The following is a 14,351-nucleotide window of genomic DNA, read 5'->3' on the forward strand; positions in this document are numbered from 1 at the left end:
GCCCCGGCCGGGGCGGGGCCCGCGCCTCCGGGTGGGAAGGGCGGGCCGCGCCGGCCGGTGCGAGGTGAACCCCGAGAGGGCCGTCTAGAACTCGTCGTCGAAGGAGACCGACCCCTCGACCGCCACCTGGTACGCCGACGGGCGGCGCTCGAAGAAGTTCGTCAGCTCCTGGACGTTCTGCAGCTCCATGAAGGAGAAAGGGTTCTCCGAGCCGTAGACCGGCGCGAAGCCCAGACGCTGGAGGCGCTGGTCGGCGACGCACTGGAGGTATTCGCGCATCGAGTCGGTGTTCATGCCCGGCAGACCGTCGCCGCACAGGTCGCGGCCGAACTGGAGCTCCGCCTCGACGGCCTCCTTGAGCATGTCCGTGACCTGCTGGGTGAGCGCGTCGTCGAACAGCTCGGGCTCTTCGCGGCGGACCGTGTCGACGACCTCGAACGCGAAGTTCATGTGCATCGTCTCGTCGCGGAAGACCCAGTTGGTGCCGGTCGCCAGGCCGTGCAGCAGGCCGCGCGAGCGGAACCAGTAGACGTACGCGAAGGCCCCGTAGAAGAACAGGCCCTCGATGCAGGCCGCGAAGCAGATCAGGTTGAGCAGGAACCGACGGCGGTCGGCCTTGGTCTCCAGCTCGTCCATCTTCTCGACCGAGTCCATCCAGCGGAAGCAGAACTGCGCCTTCTCGCGGATCGACGGGATGGTCTCGACCGCGTCGAACGCGGCGGCGCGGTCGTCCGGGTCGGGGAGGTAGGTGTCGAGCAGCGTCAGATAGAACTGGACGTGCACGGCCTCCTCGAAGAGCTGACGCGACAGGTAGAGGCGCGCCTCGGGGGAGTTGATGTGCTTGTAGAGCGTCAGCACGAGGTTGTTGGAGACGATCGAGTCGCCGGTCGCGAAGAACGCGACGAGGCGGCCGATCATGTGCTGCTCGCCGGGCGTGAGCTTCGCGAGGTCGGAGACGTCGGAGTGGAGGTCGACCTCCTCGACGGTCCAGGTGTTCTTGATCGCGTCGTGGAAACGCTCGTAGAACTCCGGGTAGCGCATCGGACGCAGGGTCAGCTCGAAGCCCGGATCCAGCAGGTTCTTCACGCGGTCCGGGTCGCGGGGGTCGCGCTCGGGCGTGGTCGTCTTCGTCGTCTTCTCGGGAGCGGTCGTCATTACTGGCAGGCCTCGCAGGACTCGGGGTTCTCCAGCGAGCAGGCGATGGCGTCGGCGGCCTCGTCGCTCGGCTGTTGCTGTACGGGGATGGGGACGGCGGCCGGGGCGGGCGAGGCGATGGTGGCCGCGGCTCCGGCGGCGCGGGCGATCCGGGTGGCCGGGCGCGAGCGCAGGTAGTACGTCGTCTTCAGGCCGCGCTTCCAGGCGTACGCGTACATCGAGCTGAGCTTGCCGATGGTCGGCGAGGCCATGAAGAGGTTGAGCGACTGGCTCTGGTCCAGGTACGGGGTGCGGGCCGCGGCCATGTCGATCAGCGCGCGCTGCGGGATCTCCCACGCGGTCCGGTACAGGTCGCGGACCTCGGCCGGAATCCAGTCGAGACCCTCGATCGAGCCGTTGGAATCGCGCAGCGCCTCGCGGGTCTGCGCGTCCCACACGCCCAGCCGCTTGAGCTCCTCCACCAGGTACGCGTTGACCTGGAGGAACTCACCGCTGAGCGTCTCGCGCTTGAAGAGGTTGGAGACCTGCGGCTCGATGCACTCGTAGACGCCCGCGATCGAGGCGATGGTCGCCGTCGGCGCGATGGCCAGCAGTAGCGAGTTGCGCATGCCGGTCGCGGCGATCCGGGTGCGCAGCGCGGCCCAGCGGTCGGTCCAGCGCGGCGTGACGTCGTAGTGGTCCGGGTGCAGCACACCGCGCGCGGCACGGGTCGAGGACCAGGCCGGGTGCGGGCCGTGCCGCTCGGCGAGGGCGCAGGACTGCTCGTACGCGGCCAGCATGATCCGCTCGGAGATCATCGTGGACAGCCGCTGCGCCTCGGCCGAGTCGAACGGCAGCCGGAGCTGGAAGAAGACGTCCTGGAGGCCCATCAGGCCCAGGCCGACCGGGCGCCAGCGCGAGTTGGAGGTCGCGGCCTGGTCCGTCGGGTAGAAGTTGACGTCCACCACGCGGTCCAGGAAGGTCACGGCGGTGCGGACGGTGCCGTCCAGCCGCTCCCAGTCGATCGCCTCGTCCAGCGCGCCGGCGTGCGCGCCCGGCGCGAGGTGCGCGGCGAGGTTGACCGAGCCGAGGTTGCAGACGGCGGTCTCGCCGTCGTCCGTCACCTCCAGGATCTCGGTGCACAGGTTCGAGGAGTGGACGACCTTGCCGGGCTCCGCGGTCTGGTTGGCGGTGCGGTTGGCGGCGTCCTTGAAGGTCATCCAGCCGTTGCCGGTCTGCGCGAGGGTGCGCATCATCCGGGCGTACATCGCGCGGGCCGGGATCTGCTTGACGTAGCGGCCCTCGGCCTCGGCCTTGCGGTACGCGGCGTCGAACTCGTCGCCCCACAGGTCGACCAGCTCGGGGGTCTCGGCGGGGGAGAACAGCGACCAGTCGGCGTCGGCGTCGACGCGGCGCATGAACTCGTCCGGGATCCAGTGCGCGAGGTTCAGGTTGTGCGTGCGGCGGGCCTCCTCGCCGGTGTTGTCGCGCAGCTCCAGGAACTCCTCGATGTCCGCGTGCCAGGTCTCCAGGTAGACGCAGGCCGCGCCCTTGCGCCGGCCGCCCTGGTTCACGGCCGCGACCGAGGCGTCCAGCGTGCGCAGGAACGGCACGATGCCGTTGGAGTGCCCGTTGGTGCCGCGGATCAGCGAGCCGCGCGAGCGGATGCGGCTGTACGAGAGGCCGATGCCGCCCGCGTGCTTGGACAGCCGCGCGACCTGGAGGTACCGGTTGTAGATCGAGTCCAGCTCGTCCTTCGGCGAGTCCAGCAGGTAGCAGGAGGACATCTGCGGGTGCCGGGTGCCGGAGTTGAAGAGCGTGGGGGAGCTGGGCAGGTACGAGAGGGTGCTGGTCAGCCGGTACAGCTCGCAGACCTCGTCGAGCGCCTCGACGGAGGTGTCCGCGGCCAGGCCGCAGGCGACGCGCAGCAGGAAGTGCTGCGGGGTCTCGATGACCTGGCGGGTCGTCGGGTGCCGGAGCAGGTAGCGGCCGTGCAGCGTGCGCAGGCCGAAGTAGCCGAAGCGGTCGTCCGCGCCATCGGCGAGCGCGCGCTCCACGACGGCGTCCAGCCGGGCCGCGTGGGTCCGTACGAACTCGGCGGTGGCGTCCGCGATCAGGCCCTCGCGGTGGCCGACCTCGATGGAGGAGGAGAAGGAGAGCGTGCCCTGGCCGGCCGCCTCGTCCGCGACGGCGCGGGTCAGCAGCCGCGCGGCGAGTCGCGAGTACGAGGGGTCGTCCGAGATCAGCCCGGCGGCGGCCTCGGTGGCCAGCGAGCGCAGCTCCGCCTCGTCGGAGCCGGCGTTGCGGCCACGCAACGCGGCGCCCGCGACCCGACCGGGGTCGGTGGCCGGAAGATCGGCGGTGAGGTCGGTCAGGGTGCGCAACAGCGCGGTCCCCGGACCGTCTTTCGGCTCGGCCGATGTTGCGGCTTCGGCGGGCGCGATGGTCACGTGGAGAGCTCCCTCGCTCGGCGGGGGCCGCCGGGGAAGGGAGCACGGGGGGCGCGTACGGGCGTGCCGGAACCGGAGTGGGGCACACCGCGCAGCGTCCACCGGCCCAACCCGCGGGGCCCGGACGAATTCGACGCCCGAGCCGTGAATGCCTCACGGCCACGGGCGCACCGTCGGCAGGTCCTCGGACTCGCGGTGTACGCGTCGGCGCACACCTGCACCGTTGCGGGACAGTTCCGGATTCACACCGGATTCCCCTGGGGCGACAGCGAGCACGAGCATACATCTAGTGGCACCCGCCGCGAGCACCACCACATCTTGTGTCGTGGCGTGCTGAATGCCGGAGTTGTGTGTTAGAGGGAGCTCTAAATCCCCAGCGGCCTGGCGGCCCTTGGGCCGGTGTCGGCGGGGCCTGGCCCGGGCGGCGGCCCCGCGCGGTTCAGGCGGCGCTGGGCCACTGCGCGCGGCCCTTGCGGGGGGTCTGGGGGACCGGTCCGGAAGAGGTCCGACGCGAGTTTCGGGCGGGCGTGTCGGCGGACTCCGTACGGGGCGCGCGCGGCTCCAGCGGGGCGCGCTCGGCGGCGCGCAGCTGCCGGGTGATCCGGCGGTCGTGGGCGTGTCCGACGAGCGAGGGGAGGGCCAGCAGGAGGAAGACGAAGAAGACGGCGACCAGGCCGAGGAAGGTGTCCATGACTCCACTGTGGCCGCGGCTCCAGTCCGTCGGCAGTGGCAGGACTGACGCAGTACCTCGAATTGCTGCCAACCACCCCCTCCCGCCGCCGCCCGCCCTCTGGGATGCTCGGAGCATGTTGAAAAACGTGGCCGCCGTACTGATCGACGGAGTCCAGCCCTTCGAACTCGGAGTCCTCTGCGAGGTGTTCGGCGTCGACCGCAGCGAGCAGGGTCTGCCCGTCTACGACTTCGCGGTCGCAGCCGCCGAGAAGTCGCCGGTCCGCATCCACAGCAGCTTCACCATAGACACCCCGTACGGCCTCGACCGGCTCGAAGAGGCCGACCTCGTAGCCGTCCCCGCGGGAGCCGACTTCGCCGCCCGTGAGTACCCGCCCGGCCTGCTCCTCGCGCTGCGCCGCGCCGTCGACCGGGGCGCCCGGGTGCTCAGCGTCTGCTCCGGCGCCTTCGCGCTCGGCGCGGCCGGCCTGCTGGACGGCCGCGACTGCACCACCCACTGGCGGCACTCCGACGAGCTCGCGGCCCGCTTCCCGCTCGCCCGCGTCCAGCCGGACGTGCTCTACGTCGAGGACGGCCCGGTGATCACCTCGGCCGGCACCTCGGCCGGAATCGACGCCTGCCTGCACCTCGTACGCCGGGAACAGGGCAGCGCCGTCGCCAACGCGATAGCCCGCCGCATGGTCGTCCCCCCGCACCGCGAGGGCGGCCAGGCCCAGTACATCGACCGCCCGCTGCCCCAAGGCCGCTGCGACACGGTCGGATCGGTGCTGGGCTGGATGGAACGCCACCTCGACCGCGAGATAACCGTCGACGACCTGGCCGCCCGCGCCCACATGTCCCCCCGCACCTTCGCCCGCCGCTTCCAGCAGGAGACCGGCACCACCCCGTACCGCTGGCTCCTCGGCCAGCGGGTCCTGCTGGCCCGCGAGTTGCTGGAGGGGACGGACGAAACAGTCGACGCGGTGGCCGCCCGCGCCGGCTTCGGCAACGCCGCGACCCTGCGGCACCACTTCGCCCGCTGGGTGGGGACGACCCCGCAGGCCTACCGGCGCACTTTTCGCGACCCGGCGGGGGCGCCGGAGGGGGCGGGGACGGTGGTTTCGGGGCGGGGGCGCGACGAAGCGCGCTCGGAGGCGTGAACGCGGTAGATCGCAAAGGCCGCTTGCCGGAGCCGAGAGCTTGGTAGCGTCCCGTAGAAACCGCCGAAGAGGTATCGAGACGTGACGGTCAACGAGGGTGAGTCGCTCAGGCTCTACCGGAAGGCACTGCGATACGCCCAGACGGATCCCGAGGTGTTCCTCGGCACAGCGAGAAGAGCGGCGGAGTCGATCCTCTTGGATGTCGCCTTGCAGGAAGCCGTCGGTTCCAAACCGACCCTGGAGTCCCTCCTGACGGTGCTGGCGGCCAAGGGACTGGTCCCGCCGAAGGTCGTCCTGGCCGTCCGGACTATTCAGAACTACGGAAACTACGGCAGCCACGCCCAGAAGGGCTCGGGCGAGGAGATATCCGCCGAGGACGTGCGCCCGTGTCTCAACGCGCTGACCCAGCTGGTGGTCTGGTACGGGCAGGCGAGCACGTCACTCGCGGAGAACGAGGCCCGGGAGGGACCCGCCAGTGCTCAGCGCGCGACGGGCACCACCCGGCTCGCCGATTCGACACTGATCGTGGTGAAGGCCGTGCTGCTCGGCTGCGGCTTCGAGCAGTTGCTGGCCCAGCACAACCACCGGCTCGCGTACGTCCAACTGCCCTGGTCGGACAGTCTGGTCAGGGATGTGTCGGGACGGCTGCTCGATGCCGCGATCTACAACGAGCAGCGGCTGCTCCGGCTGCTGGAGACGGAGGAGGAACTCCACTCCCGGGTGGTGACCGTCGGCAGGGTCGGATACTCGATGGGCGGCCGCAATTTCTACCTCCTGGCCGGCCGCGGCGGGCGCTGGGGCGGTGTGACGGGGCCGGAATTCCTGGCGAACCCGGCGGGGGCGCAGATCGCCGTGCCCAGGCACAGCGACATGTTCGACAACATCCTGGCGGCGTTCTCCACGGACGAGGCGGGCCTGCGCGGGATGGGGGTGCGGATTCTCGATGTCCCGCACCATCTCGGGCTGGAGCTCTTCCATCTGAACCAGGACGTCCTGGCCGTCGGCGGACAGAACCTGCGGATGCACGCGCGCGACGACGACGCCTACTTCGAGCTGCTCGACTCGGACATGCTGCCGCAGAGCGCGCAGGCGCGATTACGCGCGGCGGCCGCCAATGTGCTCGTCGCCAACCGCGAGTGGCTCGACGAACTGGGAGTGCGTCCGGGGGAGCTGCACCGGGAGCTGATGCGTTCCTTCCACGATGTGGGATCGGACGAGGACCGGTACGAAGGCCTGGTCCGGGATCTCGTCACGCACGCCGCTTTCCCGCCGACGAGCAGCGCGTCCAGCCGGGAGCGGCTGGTGCGCCATGTCCTGTTTGAGAGCTATCGGCTGGGGGATCCGTGACGGCTGGGGGATCCGTGACGGCCCGCAAGCGGGTGCTCGTCGCGGGCGGGACGAACTTCGACATCATCGTCCAGTCGGAGAGGCTGCCGGAGGAGCACGAGAAGCTCCGCGGCGGCGAGTACGCGGCGCTGCCCGGTGGGTCGGCGGCGAACACCGCCCTCGGGCTGGCGCGTCAGGGCTGTGAGGTGCGGCTGGTCTCCGCGGTGGGCGACGACGCGCTGGGCAGGTTGTGCCTCGACGATCTGCGAGCCGGTGGTGTGGACACTTCGCTGGCACGAGTGGACGCGTCCGCCCGGACGAGTATGGCGATCGTGCTCTCCTCCGGCGACTGCAAGCGGATGATGACCTTCGCGGGAGCGGACCGGGAGCAGGCGGTCGGCGCGGTCGCCGAGCGGGACGTGCGGGACGTGGACCATGTCCACGTCGTCGGCGAGCCCACCCCCGCGCTCACCCGTCTGGTGGATCTCGCCCATCGGGCGGGCCGTTCGGTCTCCGTCGAATGGAACGGCCGGGACATGAGCCGGCTCGCCCGGGGCGCGTCGCTGAGCTTCATGAACGCGGACGAGGCGGCGCGGCTGCCGGATGCGGTGCTGGAGGACCCGGCGGCCTCGGCGCGGCGGCGCGCGGAGTTGATCTCGGGCGATGTGATCCTGACGATGGGCTCGCGCGGCGCCGTATGGGCCTCGCCGCACGGGGAGCTGTTCCAGGAACCCACCGTGCGTGTGGAGCCTGTGGACCGCACCGGTGGCGGCGACGCCTTCAACGCGGGCGTCATCGCCGGGTGGTTGAGTGGAGACCCGCCGGGGACCTGCCTGCGCAGGGGCCTCGACGCGGCGTTGCATGTGATCACGAAGATAGGGGCACATCCGTGACCAAATGGCTTGGCGTGGCACTCCTCCCGTGCGCGGACCAGATGCGGTCCGCGATCCGGGTGCAGCAGGAGCTGGCGGGCGAGCACGAGTTGCAACCCCCGCTGGCGATGGACGGGAACCTCCCGCACGCCACCGTCTTCCAAGGGCCGTTCGTCGACAGCTTGGCGCCGGAGCGGGAACTGGCGGGCATCGTCGGCTCGGTGAGTCTGCCCAAGGAGATCCGGCTGGCCTCCACCGGCGTCGTCTACCAGCCCACGGGCTGGGTGTTCCTCGCGCTGGAGCGGACGCCCCTGTTGGACACGCTGCAGAGCGCGGTCCTCGCGGCTCTCGCGCCGCACCTCGACCGCGACGCCTTCGACACCTCGAAGGACACCTCCCGGTTCACCGAGAGCGAGCGCGCCAGTTACGCCCGGTACGGCTACCGGTACACGGGTGACGCGTACGCGCCGCACATCACACTCGGACGCGCTGACGAACAGGTCGCGTTCTCTCGCCGGGGCGCGGGTCCAGGGCGTCGAGGTGCTGCGGATGCCGCTGGCGGGTGACGGTTCCGGTCTGGCCGTCCTGCATGTGGATCTGGGCAGTGACCCGGTCGCGGCGCTGGAGGGACTCTGCCGGCTCGCGACCGGACCCGGAGGCGGCGAGGGGCGCACGGTCCTGGAATCGCTGCTGCCGGACGGAGTGAGCCTGCTCCTCGGGGCGGCGAAGTCGCGGACCCTGGCCCATGTGACGTTCGCGGACGGGCCGCGAGCGGTCATGTCCGCGCCGTACGACGGCTGGACGGCCGTGGAGCAGTGGCTCTGGCTCCTCGCCTCCGGCTGCTCGGAGGCGAGGTTCGCGCCGGACCCCGACGATCCCGGCACCCACTCCGGTACGGTGCGTTTCTCCGCGGACTGGAAGGCACTCGTCCTGCGGGACGGCACGGCCTTCGTGGGCATGTCCCCCGATCCGGGCGGCGACTGCTTCCACGCGGTGGCCGAAGCTCATGTGCACAGCATCTACCTGGACGCGCTGCTCGTCGGATGCATGCAGTTCCACGCGCTCAACGGGGTGGCGAACAATGTGGCGGGCACGGAGGCGGCGCAGCTCGACTCGGATGTGCTGGCCGAGCTGGAGTACCACCTGATGCACGTCAGGCGTCGCTTGTGGTTCAGCCACATCACGGTGCGCGGCAAGGGCAACGAGGTGTTACGGCAGTTCCAGGCGCAGCACGCGCTGCCGGAGCTGCTGGAGAACATCGTCAACGAACTGGCCGACGCCGGACGGCTGGTCGAAGCCCTGACGAGCCGGAGCGTGAACGCGGCGCTGGGCCTGTTGACCGTCCTCGGTCTGCCGGTCGGCGTCGCCTTCGCGGCCGGGGCGCTGTGGGCGGAGCCGCACCCCCGTCTCTTCCTGATGTCGACGCTCGCGGCGGTGGCAGGGGCCGTCGTACTGATGACGGCCGTGCGCCCGGCCCGGCAGATGCTGCGGGCGCTGTGGCGCAGAGGCCCGCGCTGACGCCCGTACGCCGACGACCCGGTGCGCTCCCGTATCCGGGGAAGGAGCACCGGGTCGTCAGGCGTTCACGAGGAGTGCCTCAGCGGGGTCGCCTGCGGCCCGCCGCGGCAAAGCGGCCGGCAGTCGGCTTCCGTCGCCGTATCAGCAGCAGCGGAAGCCCTCGCGGGGGTCGGCCTCCTGGGCGTCCGTGCGTTGGCGTTCGAAGGCGCGGCGGCTGAGTACCTCGGCGGCCGGGTCGTGGCCGCGGGTGTGGGCGAGGTAGCGGTCGTAGGTCGCCTCGCCGGAGGCCTCCCGCCAGAACCAGCGGAAGCGGGCGGCGGCCCGGCGCAGGGTCGCGCCGAGGGGTCGGGGGGAACCGGCGGTGCTGGGTCCAGCTCCCGCAGAACCCGCCGCCCCCGCCCTCACGCCGAGCCGCCCGGTGCCGAGGCGCTCACGTCATCCTTCCGGAGGCCGCCGTCGGTGCCGACGCCCGCCGCGACCAGTTCGGCCTTCTCCTCCGGGGTCGGGATGAGCCCGGCCGGGGCGACGTACGACGACTCGACGCGCGGCGTCTCCTGGAGCGGGGTGGAGCGCGGGTCGCGGATCGACTTCACGCAGACGCGTGTGGCGTCCGCGAGGACGAGCAGGACGAGGACCGCGAAGAGGATGGAGAGCACGCCGTCCACCGTGGAGTTGGTGACCACGGTCTGCATGTCGTCCATGTTCTTGGCGGGCGGCAGCACCTTTCCGGCGTCGATGCCGTCCTGGTAGACGGAGCGCTGGGTGAAGAAGCCCACCCGCGGGTCGCCCGAGAAGATCTTCTGCCAGCTCGCGGTGAGGGTCACCGCGACGTCCCAGAGCAGCGGGACGCCGGTCACCCAGGCCCACTTGAGGCGGCCGGATTTGATCAGCAGCGTGGTGCAGACGGCCAGCGCGACGGCGGCCAGGAGCTGGTTGGCGATGCCGAACAGCGGGAAGAGCTGGTTGATGCCGCCCAGCGGGTCGTGCACGCCGACCCACAGGAAGTAGCCCCAGGCGCCGACGACGGCCGCGCTCGCGATCCACACGCCGGGCTTCCAGCTGACATCGCGGAAGGGCTTGTAGACGTTGCCGAGCATGTCCTGGAGCATGAAGCGGCCGACCCGGGTGCCCGCGTCCACGGTGGTGAGGATGAACAGGGCTTCGAACATGATGGCGAAGTGGTACCAGAACGCCTTCATCCCGTTGCCGCCGATGACCTGGGAGAAGATCTCGGACATCCCGACGGCCAGGGTGGGCGCGCCGCCCGTACGGGACAGCAGTGTCGATTCCTCGACCGACTTGGCCGCGGCGGCCAGTTGGTCGGGGCTGATGCTGTAGCCGAGGCCCGCCACCGCCTGGGAGGCGGACTGCACGGTGTCGCCGATGACGCCCGCGGGCGCGTTCATCGCGAAGTAGAGGCCGGGGTCGATGATGGAGGCCGCGACCAGCGCCATGATGGCGACGAAGGACTCCATCAGCATCGCGCCGTAGCCGATCATCCGGACCTGCGTCTCCTTCTGGATCATCTTCGGGGTGGTACCCGAGGAGACCAGTGCGTGGAAGCCGGAGAGCGCGCCGCACGCGATGGTGATGAAGACGAAGGGGAAGAGCGAGCCGGCGAAGACCGGGCCTGTGCCGCTGGTGGCGAAGTCGGTGACCGCGTCCATCTTCATGTTCGGCAGCGCGATCAGCACGCCCAGCGCCATCAGCGAGATGGTGCCGATCTTCATGAAGGTCGAGAGGTAGTCGCGCGGCGCGAGCAGCATCCAGACCGGCAGCACGGACGCGACGAAGCCGTAGACGACCAGCCAGATCACCAGCGTCGCGGGCTCCAGCGTGAAGGTGTCCGCCCAGGACGACTCGGCGACCCAGTTGCCGGAGACGATCGCGAGCAGCAGAAGCGCGACGCCGATGACCGAGACCTCGGTGATCCGGCCCGGCCGGAACACCCGCAGGTAGAAGCCCATCAGGAAGGCGATCGGGATGGTCATCGCGATGGAGAAGGTGCCCCACGGCGATCCGGCCAGCGCGTTGACCACGACGAGCGCCAGCACCGCCAGCAGGATGATCATGATGACGAAGACGGCGACCAGCGCGGCCGCGCCGCCCACCGGGCCGATCTCCTCGCGGGCCATCTGGCCGAGCGACTTGCCGTCGCGGCGCATCGAGAAGAACAGCGTCACCATGTCCTGCACCGCGCCGGCGAAGATCACGCCGACCACGATCCAGATGGTGCCGGGCAGATAGCCCATCTGCGCGGCCAGCACCGGGCCGACGAGCGGACCCGCGCCGGCTATGGCGGCGAAGTGGTGACCGAGCAGCACCCGGCGGTCGGTGGGGTGGTAGTCCACACCGTTGTTGAGCCGCTCGGCCGGTGTGGCGCGGTTCTTGTCGAGCTTGAGGACCCGGGTGACGATGAACCGGGAGTAGAAGCGGTACGCGATGGCGTACGAACCGAGTGCGGCGGCGACCATCCAGGCGGCCGAGACGTCCTCGCCGCGCGACAGCGCGAGGACGCCCCAGCCGGCGGCGCCGATCAGTGCGACGACCGTCCAGAGGACGATCGCCTTTGGAGTCATACCGGGCGGCATGAGGCCCGTTTTCGGGGCGCTCGTGGTTGCTGGCGGTGGTGCGGGCTCTGCCATGGCGACGGCTCCGTTCCTGGGAAGATCTCCTTCGTAACGCGCAGGAAATCTAAGGCAGCACGGAGTCACCCGTCACTAGTCGTCCGCATACCGGTACGGACACGGTTGGCCAAGTGCCAGGTCAGGCAGGGTTTCACCGGGTTCGCGACGGACGGCGCGTCGCGACGGAACGGGCCGAACGGCCGGTTGTCCGACACGTGTCGGTCAACCCGTGTCGGCCGACCCACGTCGGTCAACCCGTGTCGGTCAATCCGTGCCGGTGAGTCGGCGGGCCGCCGCGGACCGTCCGCCGTCGGTCAGTCCGTGGGCCGCCGCAGCCTGGTGGCGAACTTGTAGCGGTCGCCCCGGTAGACCGACCGCACCCACTCCACCGGCTCGCCGGCCGCGTCCACCGAATGCCGCGAGAGCAGCAGCATCGGCAGCCCGACGTCGGTGCCCAGCAGCCCGGCCTCGCGCGGGGTGGCCAGCGAGGTCTCGATGGTCTCCTCGGCCTCCGCGAGCCGGATGTCGTAGACCTCGGCCAGCGCGGTGTAGAGCGAGGTGTACTTGACCAGACTGCGGCGCAGCGCGGGGAAGCGCTTGGCCGACAGGTGGGTGGTCTCGATCGCCATCGGCTCGGAGTTGGCGAGCCGCAGCCGTTCGACGCGCAGCACCCGTCCGCCGGTGGTGATGTTGAGCAGCTCGGCGAGCCGGTCGTCGGCCGTGATGTAGCCGATGTCGAGCAGCTGGGAGGTGGGTTCGAGGCCCTGGGCGCGCATGTCCTCGGTGTACGAGGTGAGTTGCAGCGCTTGGGTGACCTTGGGCTTGGCGACGAAGGTGCCCTTGCCCTGGATGCGTTCGAGCCGTCCTTCGACGACGAGTTCCTGGAGTGCCTGCCGCACGGTGGTCCGTGAGGTGTCGAACTCGGATGCGAGTGTGCGCTCCGGCGGCACCGGGGTGCCGGGCGGCAGCGTTTCGGTCATGTCCAGCAAGTGCCGTTTGAGCCGGTAGTACTTGGGGACACGCGCGGTCCGCGTCACGGCGCCGGCGGCGCTCTCGGTGGTACCCCCGTCGGTCCCCATGGTCCGCCTTCCCGACTCCTGTCCTGCTGCCGTCACCGGCTCCTCCGTACGTAGCGGCTCACATCGTGGCACGGTCCGGCCGCTGGGCGGCGTTGTCGTCTTGATGTCGGTCCGATAACGGACTCGACAGCCCTTCTTATACACCCTTGACACGCAAAAAGGTCTAGGCCAAGCTGCGGGAACTGGTCTAAACCATTAAAGACCACATCCAGTCCTTTGAGGAGTGTGCTGTGAAGCGTGGGCTCATAGCGGCGACAAGTGTCGCGGCAATGCTGGTGGGTGTCGCGGGCTGTGGGTCCAGCGACAGCGACGACAAGAAGTCCGGGGCGGACAGCTTCAAGGGCGACACTCTGACGGTCTGGTTCATGAGCGGCTCGAACGCGCCGAAGTGGACGAAGGGCGTCAAGGCGGACTTCGAGAAGAAGACCGGCGCGAAGCTCAAGGTCGAGATCCAGGAGTGGAACGGGATCCAGCAGAAGCTGACCACCGCCCTCTCCGAGACCAACCCGCCGGACGTCGTCGAGATCGGCAACACGCAGACCCCGGCCTACGCCGCGACCGGGGGGCTCGCGGACCTGGCCGACCTCAAGAAGGGGATCGGCGCGGACTGGACCGAGTCGATGAACAAGGCCGCGGTGTACGACGGCAAGCAGTACGCCGCCCCGTGGTACGTCCTCAACCGCGTCGTCATGTACAACAAGAAGATCTGGGCCGACGCCGGGATCAAGGGCACCCCGAAGACCCGCGCCGAGTTCTTCAAGGACCTTGAGAAGATCAACTCGAAGACCGAGGCCGAGCCGCTCTACCTGCCCGGCCAGAACTGGTACTTCTTCGACGGCCTGACCATCGGCCAGAACGCGCAGCTGGTCAAGAAGGACGGCGGCAAGTACGTCTCCAACCTCGCTGACCCCAAGGTCGGCGCGGCCATGGACGTCTACAAGAAGTACCAGTCCTTCAGCGAGGCCCCGAAGGACAAGGACGAGGCAACCCCGCAGCAGGCCGAGGTCTTCGCCAAGGGCAAGACCGGCGCGATCATCGGCATGGGCTACGAGGCGGGCACCGCCATCAAGGCCAACCCGAAGATCGAGAAGGACATCGGCTACTTCACCATCCCCGGCGAGACCGCGGACAAGCCCGAGGGCGTCTTCCTCGGCGGCTCCAACCTCGCGGTCGCCGCGGGCAGCGAGAAGCAGGAGCTCGCCGCCGAGTTCATGAAGATCGCGCTGTCCGACAAGCACGAGGGCGCGATGGCCGAGGAGGTCGGCAACACTCCCAACAAGGAGTCGCTGATGACCGAACTGAAGGGCAACCCGGCCGCCGAGGCCGCATCCCCGGCCGTCGCCGGCGGTGGCACCACCCCGCTGATCCCGGAGTGGGCCGCGGTCGAGAACCCGCCGAACCCGGTCAAGAGCTACATGACCGCGGTGCTGAACGGAAAGTCCCCGGCAGCCGCCGCCCAGCAGGTCGAGGCCGAGATGAACAAGCGCCTCTCGCAGAAGCAGTAGAACCTAGTGCC

The 14,351-nt window shown here is 69.9% G+C and carries 12 protein-coding genes and 1 riboswitch; of the genes, 6 read left to right on the plus strand and 6 right to left on the minus strand.

Annotated elements, in window-relative coordinates; all coding sequences use genetic code 11:
- Window positions 1-84 precede the first annotated feature (84 nt).
- The 3 genes from QMK28_RS25130 to QMK28_RS25140 form a co-directional block, all read right to left on the minus strand.
- Complete coding sequence (locus QMK28_RS25130) at window positions 85-1,041, minus strand: ribonucleotide-diphosphate reductase subunit beta (protein ID WP_326441883.1); 957 nt, start codon at window positions 1,039-1,041, stop codon at window positions 85-87.
- Window positions 1,042-1,154: 113 nt separating this feature from the next.
- Window positions 1,155-3,584 (minus strand): ribonucleoside-diphosphate reductase subunit alpha, encoded by a 2,430-nt coding sequence (locus tag QMK28_RS25135; protein ID WP_326441842.1) that lies wholly within the window; start codon window positions 3,582-3,584, stop codon window positions 1,155-1,157.
- 158 nt (window positions 3,585-3,742) lie between these two features.
- A riboswitch (cobalamin riboswitch) is annotated at window positions 3,743-3,866 on the minus strand.
- Window positions 3,867-4,023: 157 nt separating this feature from the next.
- Window positions 4,024-4,275 (minus strand): hypothetical protein, encoded by a 252-nt coding sequence (locus QMK28_RS25140; RefSeq protein ID WP_326441844.1) that lies wholly within the window; start codon window positions 4,273-4,275, stop codon window positions 4,024-4,026.
- A gap of 115 nt (window positions 4,276-4,390) precedes the next feature.
- On the opposite strand from QMK28_RS25140, the gene QMK28_RS25145 reads away from it, so the two are divergent.
- From QMK28_RS25145 to QMK28_RS25165, 5 genes are all read left to right on the plus strand, one after another.
- Window positions 4,391-5,413, plus strand: coding sequence for a helix-turn-helix domain-containing protein (locus QMK28_RS25145; protein WP_326441846.1), 1,023 nt, complete (start codon window positions 4,391-4,393; stop codon window positions 5,411-5,413).
- A gap of 81 nt (window positions 5,414-5,494) precedes the next feature.
- Window positions 5,495-6,760, plus strand: a complete 1,266-nt coding sequence (locus tag QMK28_RS25150) for a DUF4145 domain-containing protein (protein WP_326441848.1) — start codon at window positions 5,495-5,497, stop codon at window positions 6,758-6,760.
- A 14-nt stretch (window positions 6,761-6,774) separates the two neighbouring features.
- Window positions 6,775-7,632: a carbohydrate kinase family protein gene (locus QMK28_RS25155; RefSeq protein ID WP_326441850.1), complete on the plus strand. Its 858-nt coding sequence runs from the start codon at window positions 6,775-6,777 to the stop codon at window positions 7,630-7,632.
- Window positions 7,629-8,177, plus strand: coding sequence for a hypothetical protein (locus QMK28_RS25160; protein ID WP_326441852.1), 549 nt, complete (start codon window positions 7,629-7,631; stop codon window positions 8,175-8,177). Before QMK28_RS25155 ends, QMK28_RS25160 begins: the two co-directional genes overlap by 4 nt.
- On the plus strand, window positions 8,161-9,129 hold the full coding sequence (locus QMK28_RS25165) for a hypothetical protein (RefSeq protein WP_326441854.1): 969 nt from the start codon (window positions 8,161-8,163) through the stop codon (window positions 9,127-9,129). The genes QMK28_RS25160 and QMK28_RS25165 overlap by 17 nt, the downstream gene beginning before the upstream one ends.
- Window positions 9,130-9,270: 141 nt before the next feature.
- Here the strand turns inward: QMK28_RS25165 and QMK28_RS25170 are convergent, their stop codons facing one another.
- The 3 genes from QMK28_RS25170 to QMK28_RS25180 all read right to left on the minus strand — a co-directional run bounded on the left by QMK28_RS25170 (window position 9,271) and on the right by QMK28_RS25180 (window position 12,835).
- The gene (locus QMK28_RS25170; RefSeq protein ID WP_326441884.1) at window positions 9,271-9,459 is read right to left on the minus strand and encodes a YbdD/YjiX family protein; all 189 of its coding nucleotides are present in this window, start codon (window positions 9,457-9,459) and stop codon (window positions 9,271-9,273) included.
- 71 nt (window positions 9,460-9,530) lie between these two features.
- The gene (locus QMK28_RS25175) at window positions 9,531-11,708 is read right to left on the minus strand and encodes a carbon starvation CstA family protein (RefSeq protein WP_326441856.1); all 2,178 of its coding nucleotides are present in this window, start codon (window positions 11,706-11,708) and stop codon (window positions 9,531-9,533) included.
- A gap of 362 nt (window positions 11,709-12,070) precedes the next feature.
- Window positions 12,071-12,835 (minus strand): GntR family transcriptional regulator, encoded by a 765-nt coding sequence (locus QMK28_RS25180; protein WP_326441885.1) that lies wholly within the window; start codon window positions 12,833-12,835, stop codon window positions 12,071-12,073.
- 230 nt (window positions 12,836-13,065) lie between these two features.
- Here QMK28_RS25180 and QMK28_RS25185 point away from each other — a divergent pair, with 230 nt between their 5' ends.
- On the plus strand, window positions 13,066-14,340 hold the full coding sequence (locus tag QMK28_RS25185) for an extracellular solute-binding protein (RefSeq protein ID WP_326441858.1): 1,275 nt from the start codon (window positions 13,066-13,068) through the stop codon (window positions 14,338-14,340).
- Window positions 14,341-14,351: the final 11 nt, after the last annotated feature.

It is taken from the genome of Streptomyces sp. H27-D2, from assembly GCF_035828615.1.
Classification (GTDB): domain Bacteria; phylum Actinomycetota; class Actinomycetes; order Streptomycetales; family Streptomycetaceae; genus Streptomyces.

What these genes read in the sequence shown, in the direction of transcription:
- QMK28_RS25140 (WP_326441844.1), bottom strand. Translation starts at nt 4,275, where the DNA reads ATGGACACCTTCCTCGGCCTGGTCGCCGTCTTCTTCGTCTTCCTCCTG.
- QMK28_RS25165 (WP_326441854.1), top strand. Translation starts at nt 8,161, where the DNA reads ATGCCGCTGGCGGGTGACGGTTCCGGTCTGGCCGTCCTGCATGTGGAT.
- QMK28_RS25130 (WP_326441883.1), bottom strand. Translation starts at nt 1,041, where the DNA reads ATGCGCTACCCGGAGTTCTACGAGCGTTTCCACGACGCGATCAAGAAC.
- QMK28_RS25175 (WP_326441856.1), bottom strand. Translation starts at nt 11,708, where the DNA reads ATGACTCCAAAGGCGATCGTCCTCTGGACGGTCGTCGCACTGATCGGC.
- QMK28_RS25180 (WP_326441885.1), bottom strand. Translation starts at nt 12,835, where the DNA reads ATGGGGACCGACGGGGGTACCACCGAGAGCGCCGCCGGCGCCGTGACG.
- QMK28_RS25145 (WP_326441846.1), top strand. Translation starts at nt 4,391, where the DNA reads ATGTTGAAAAACGTGGCCGCCGTACTGATCGACGGAGTCCAGCCCTTC.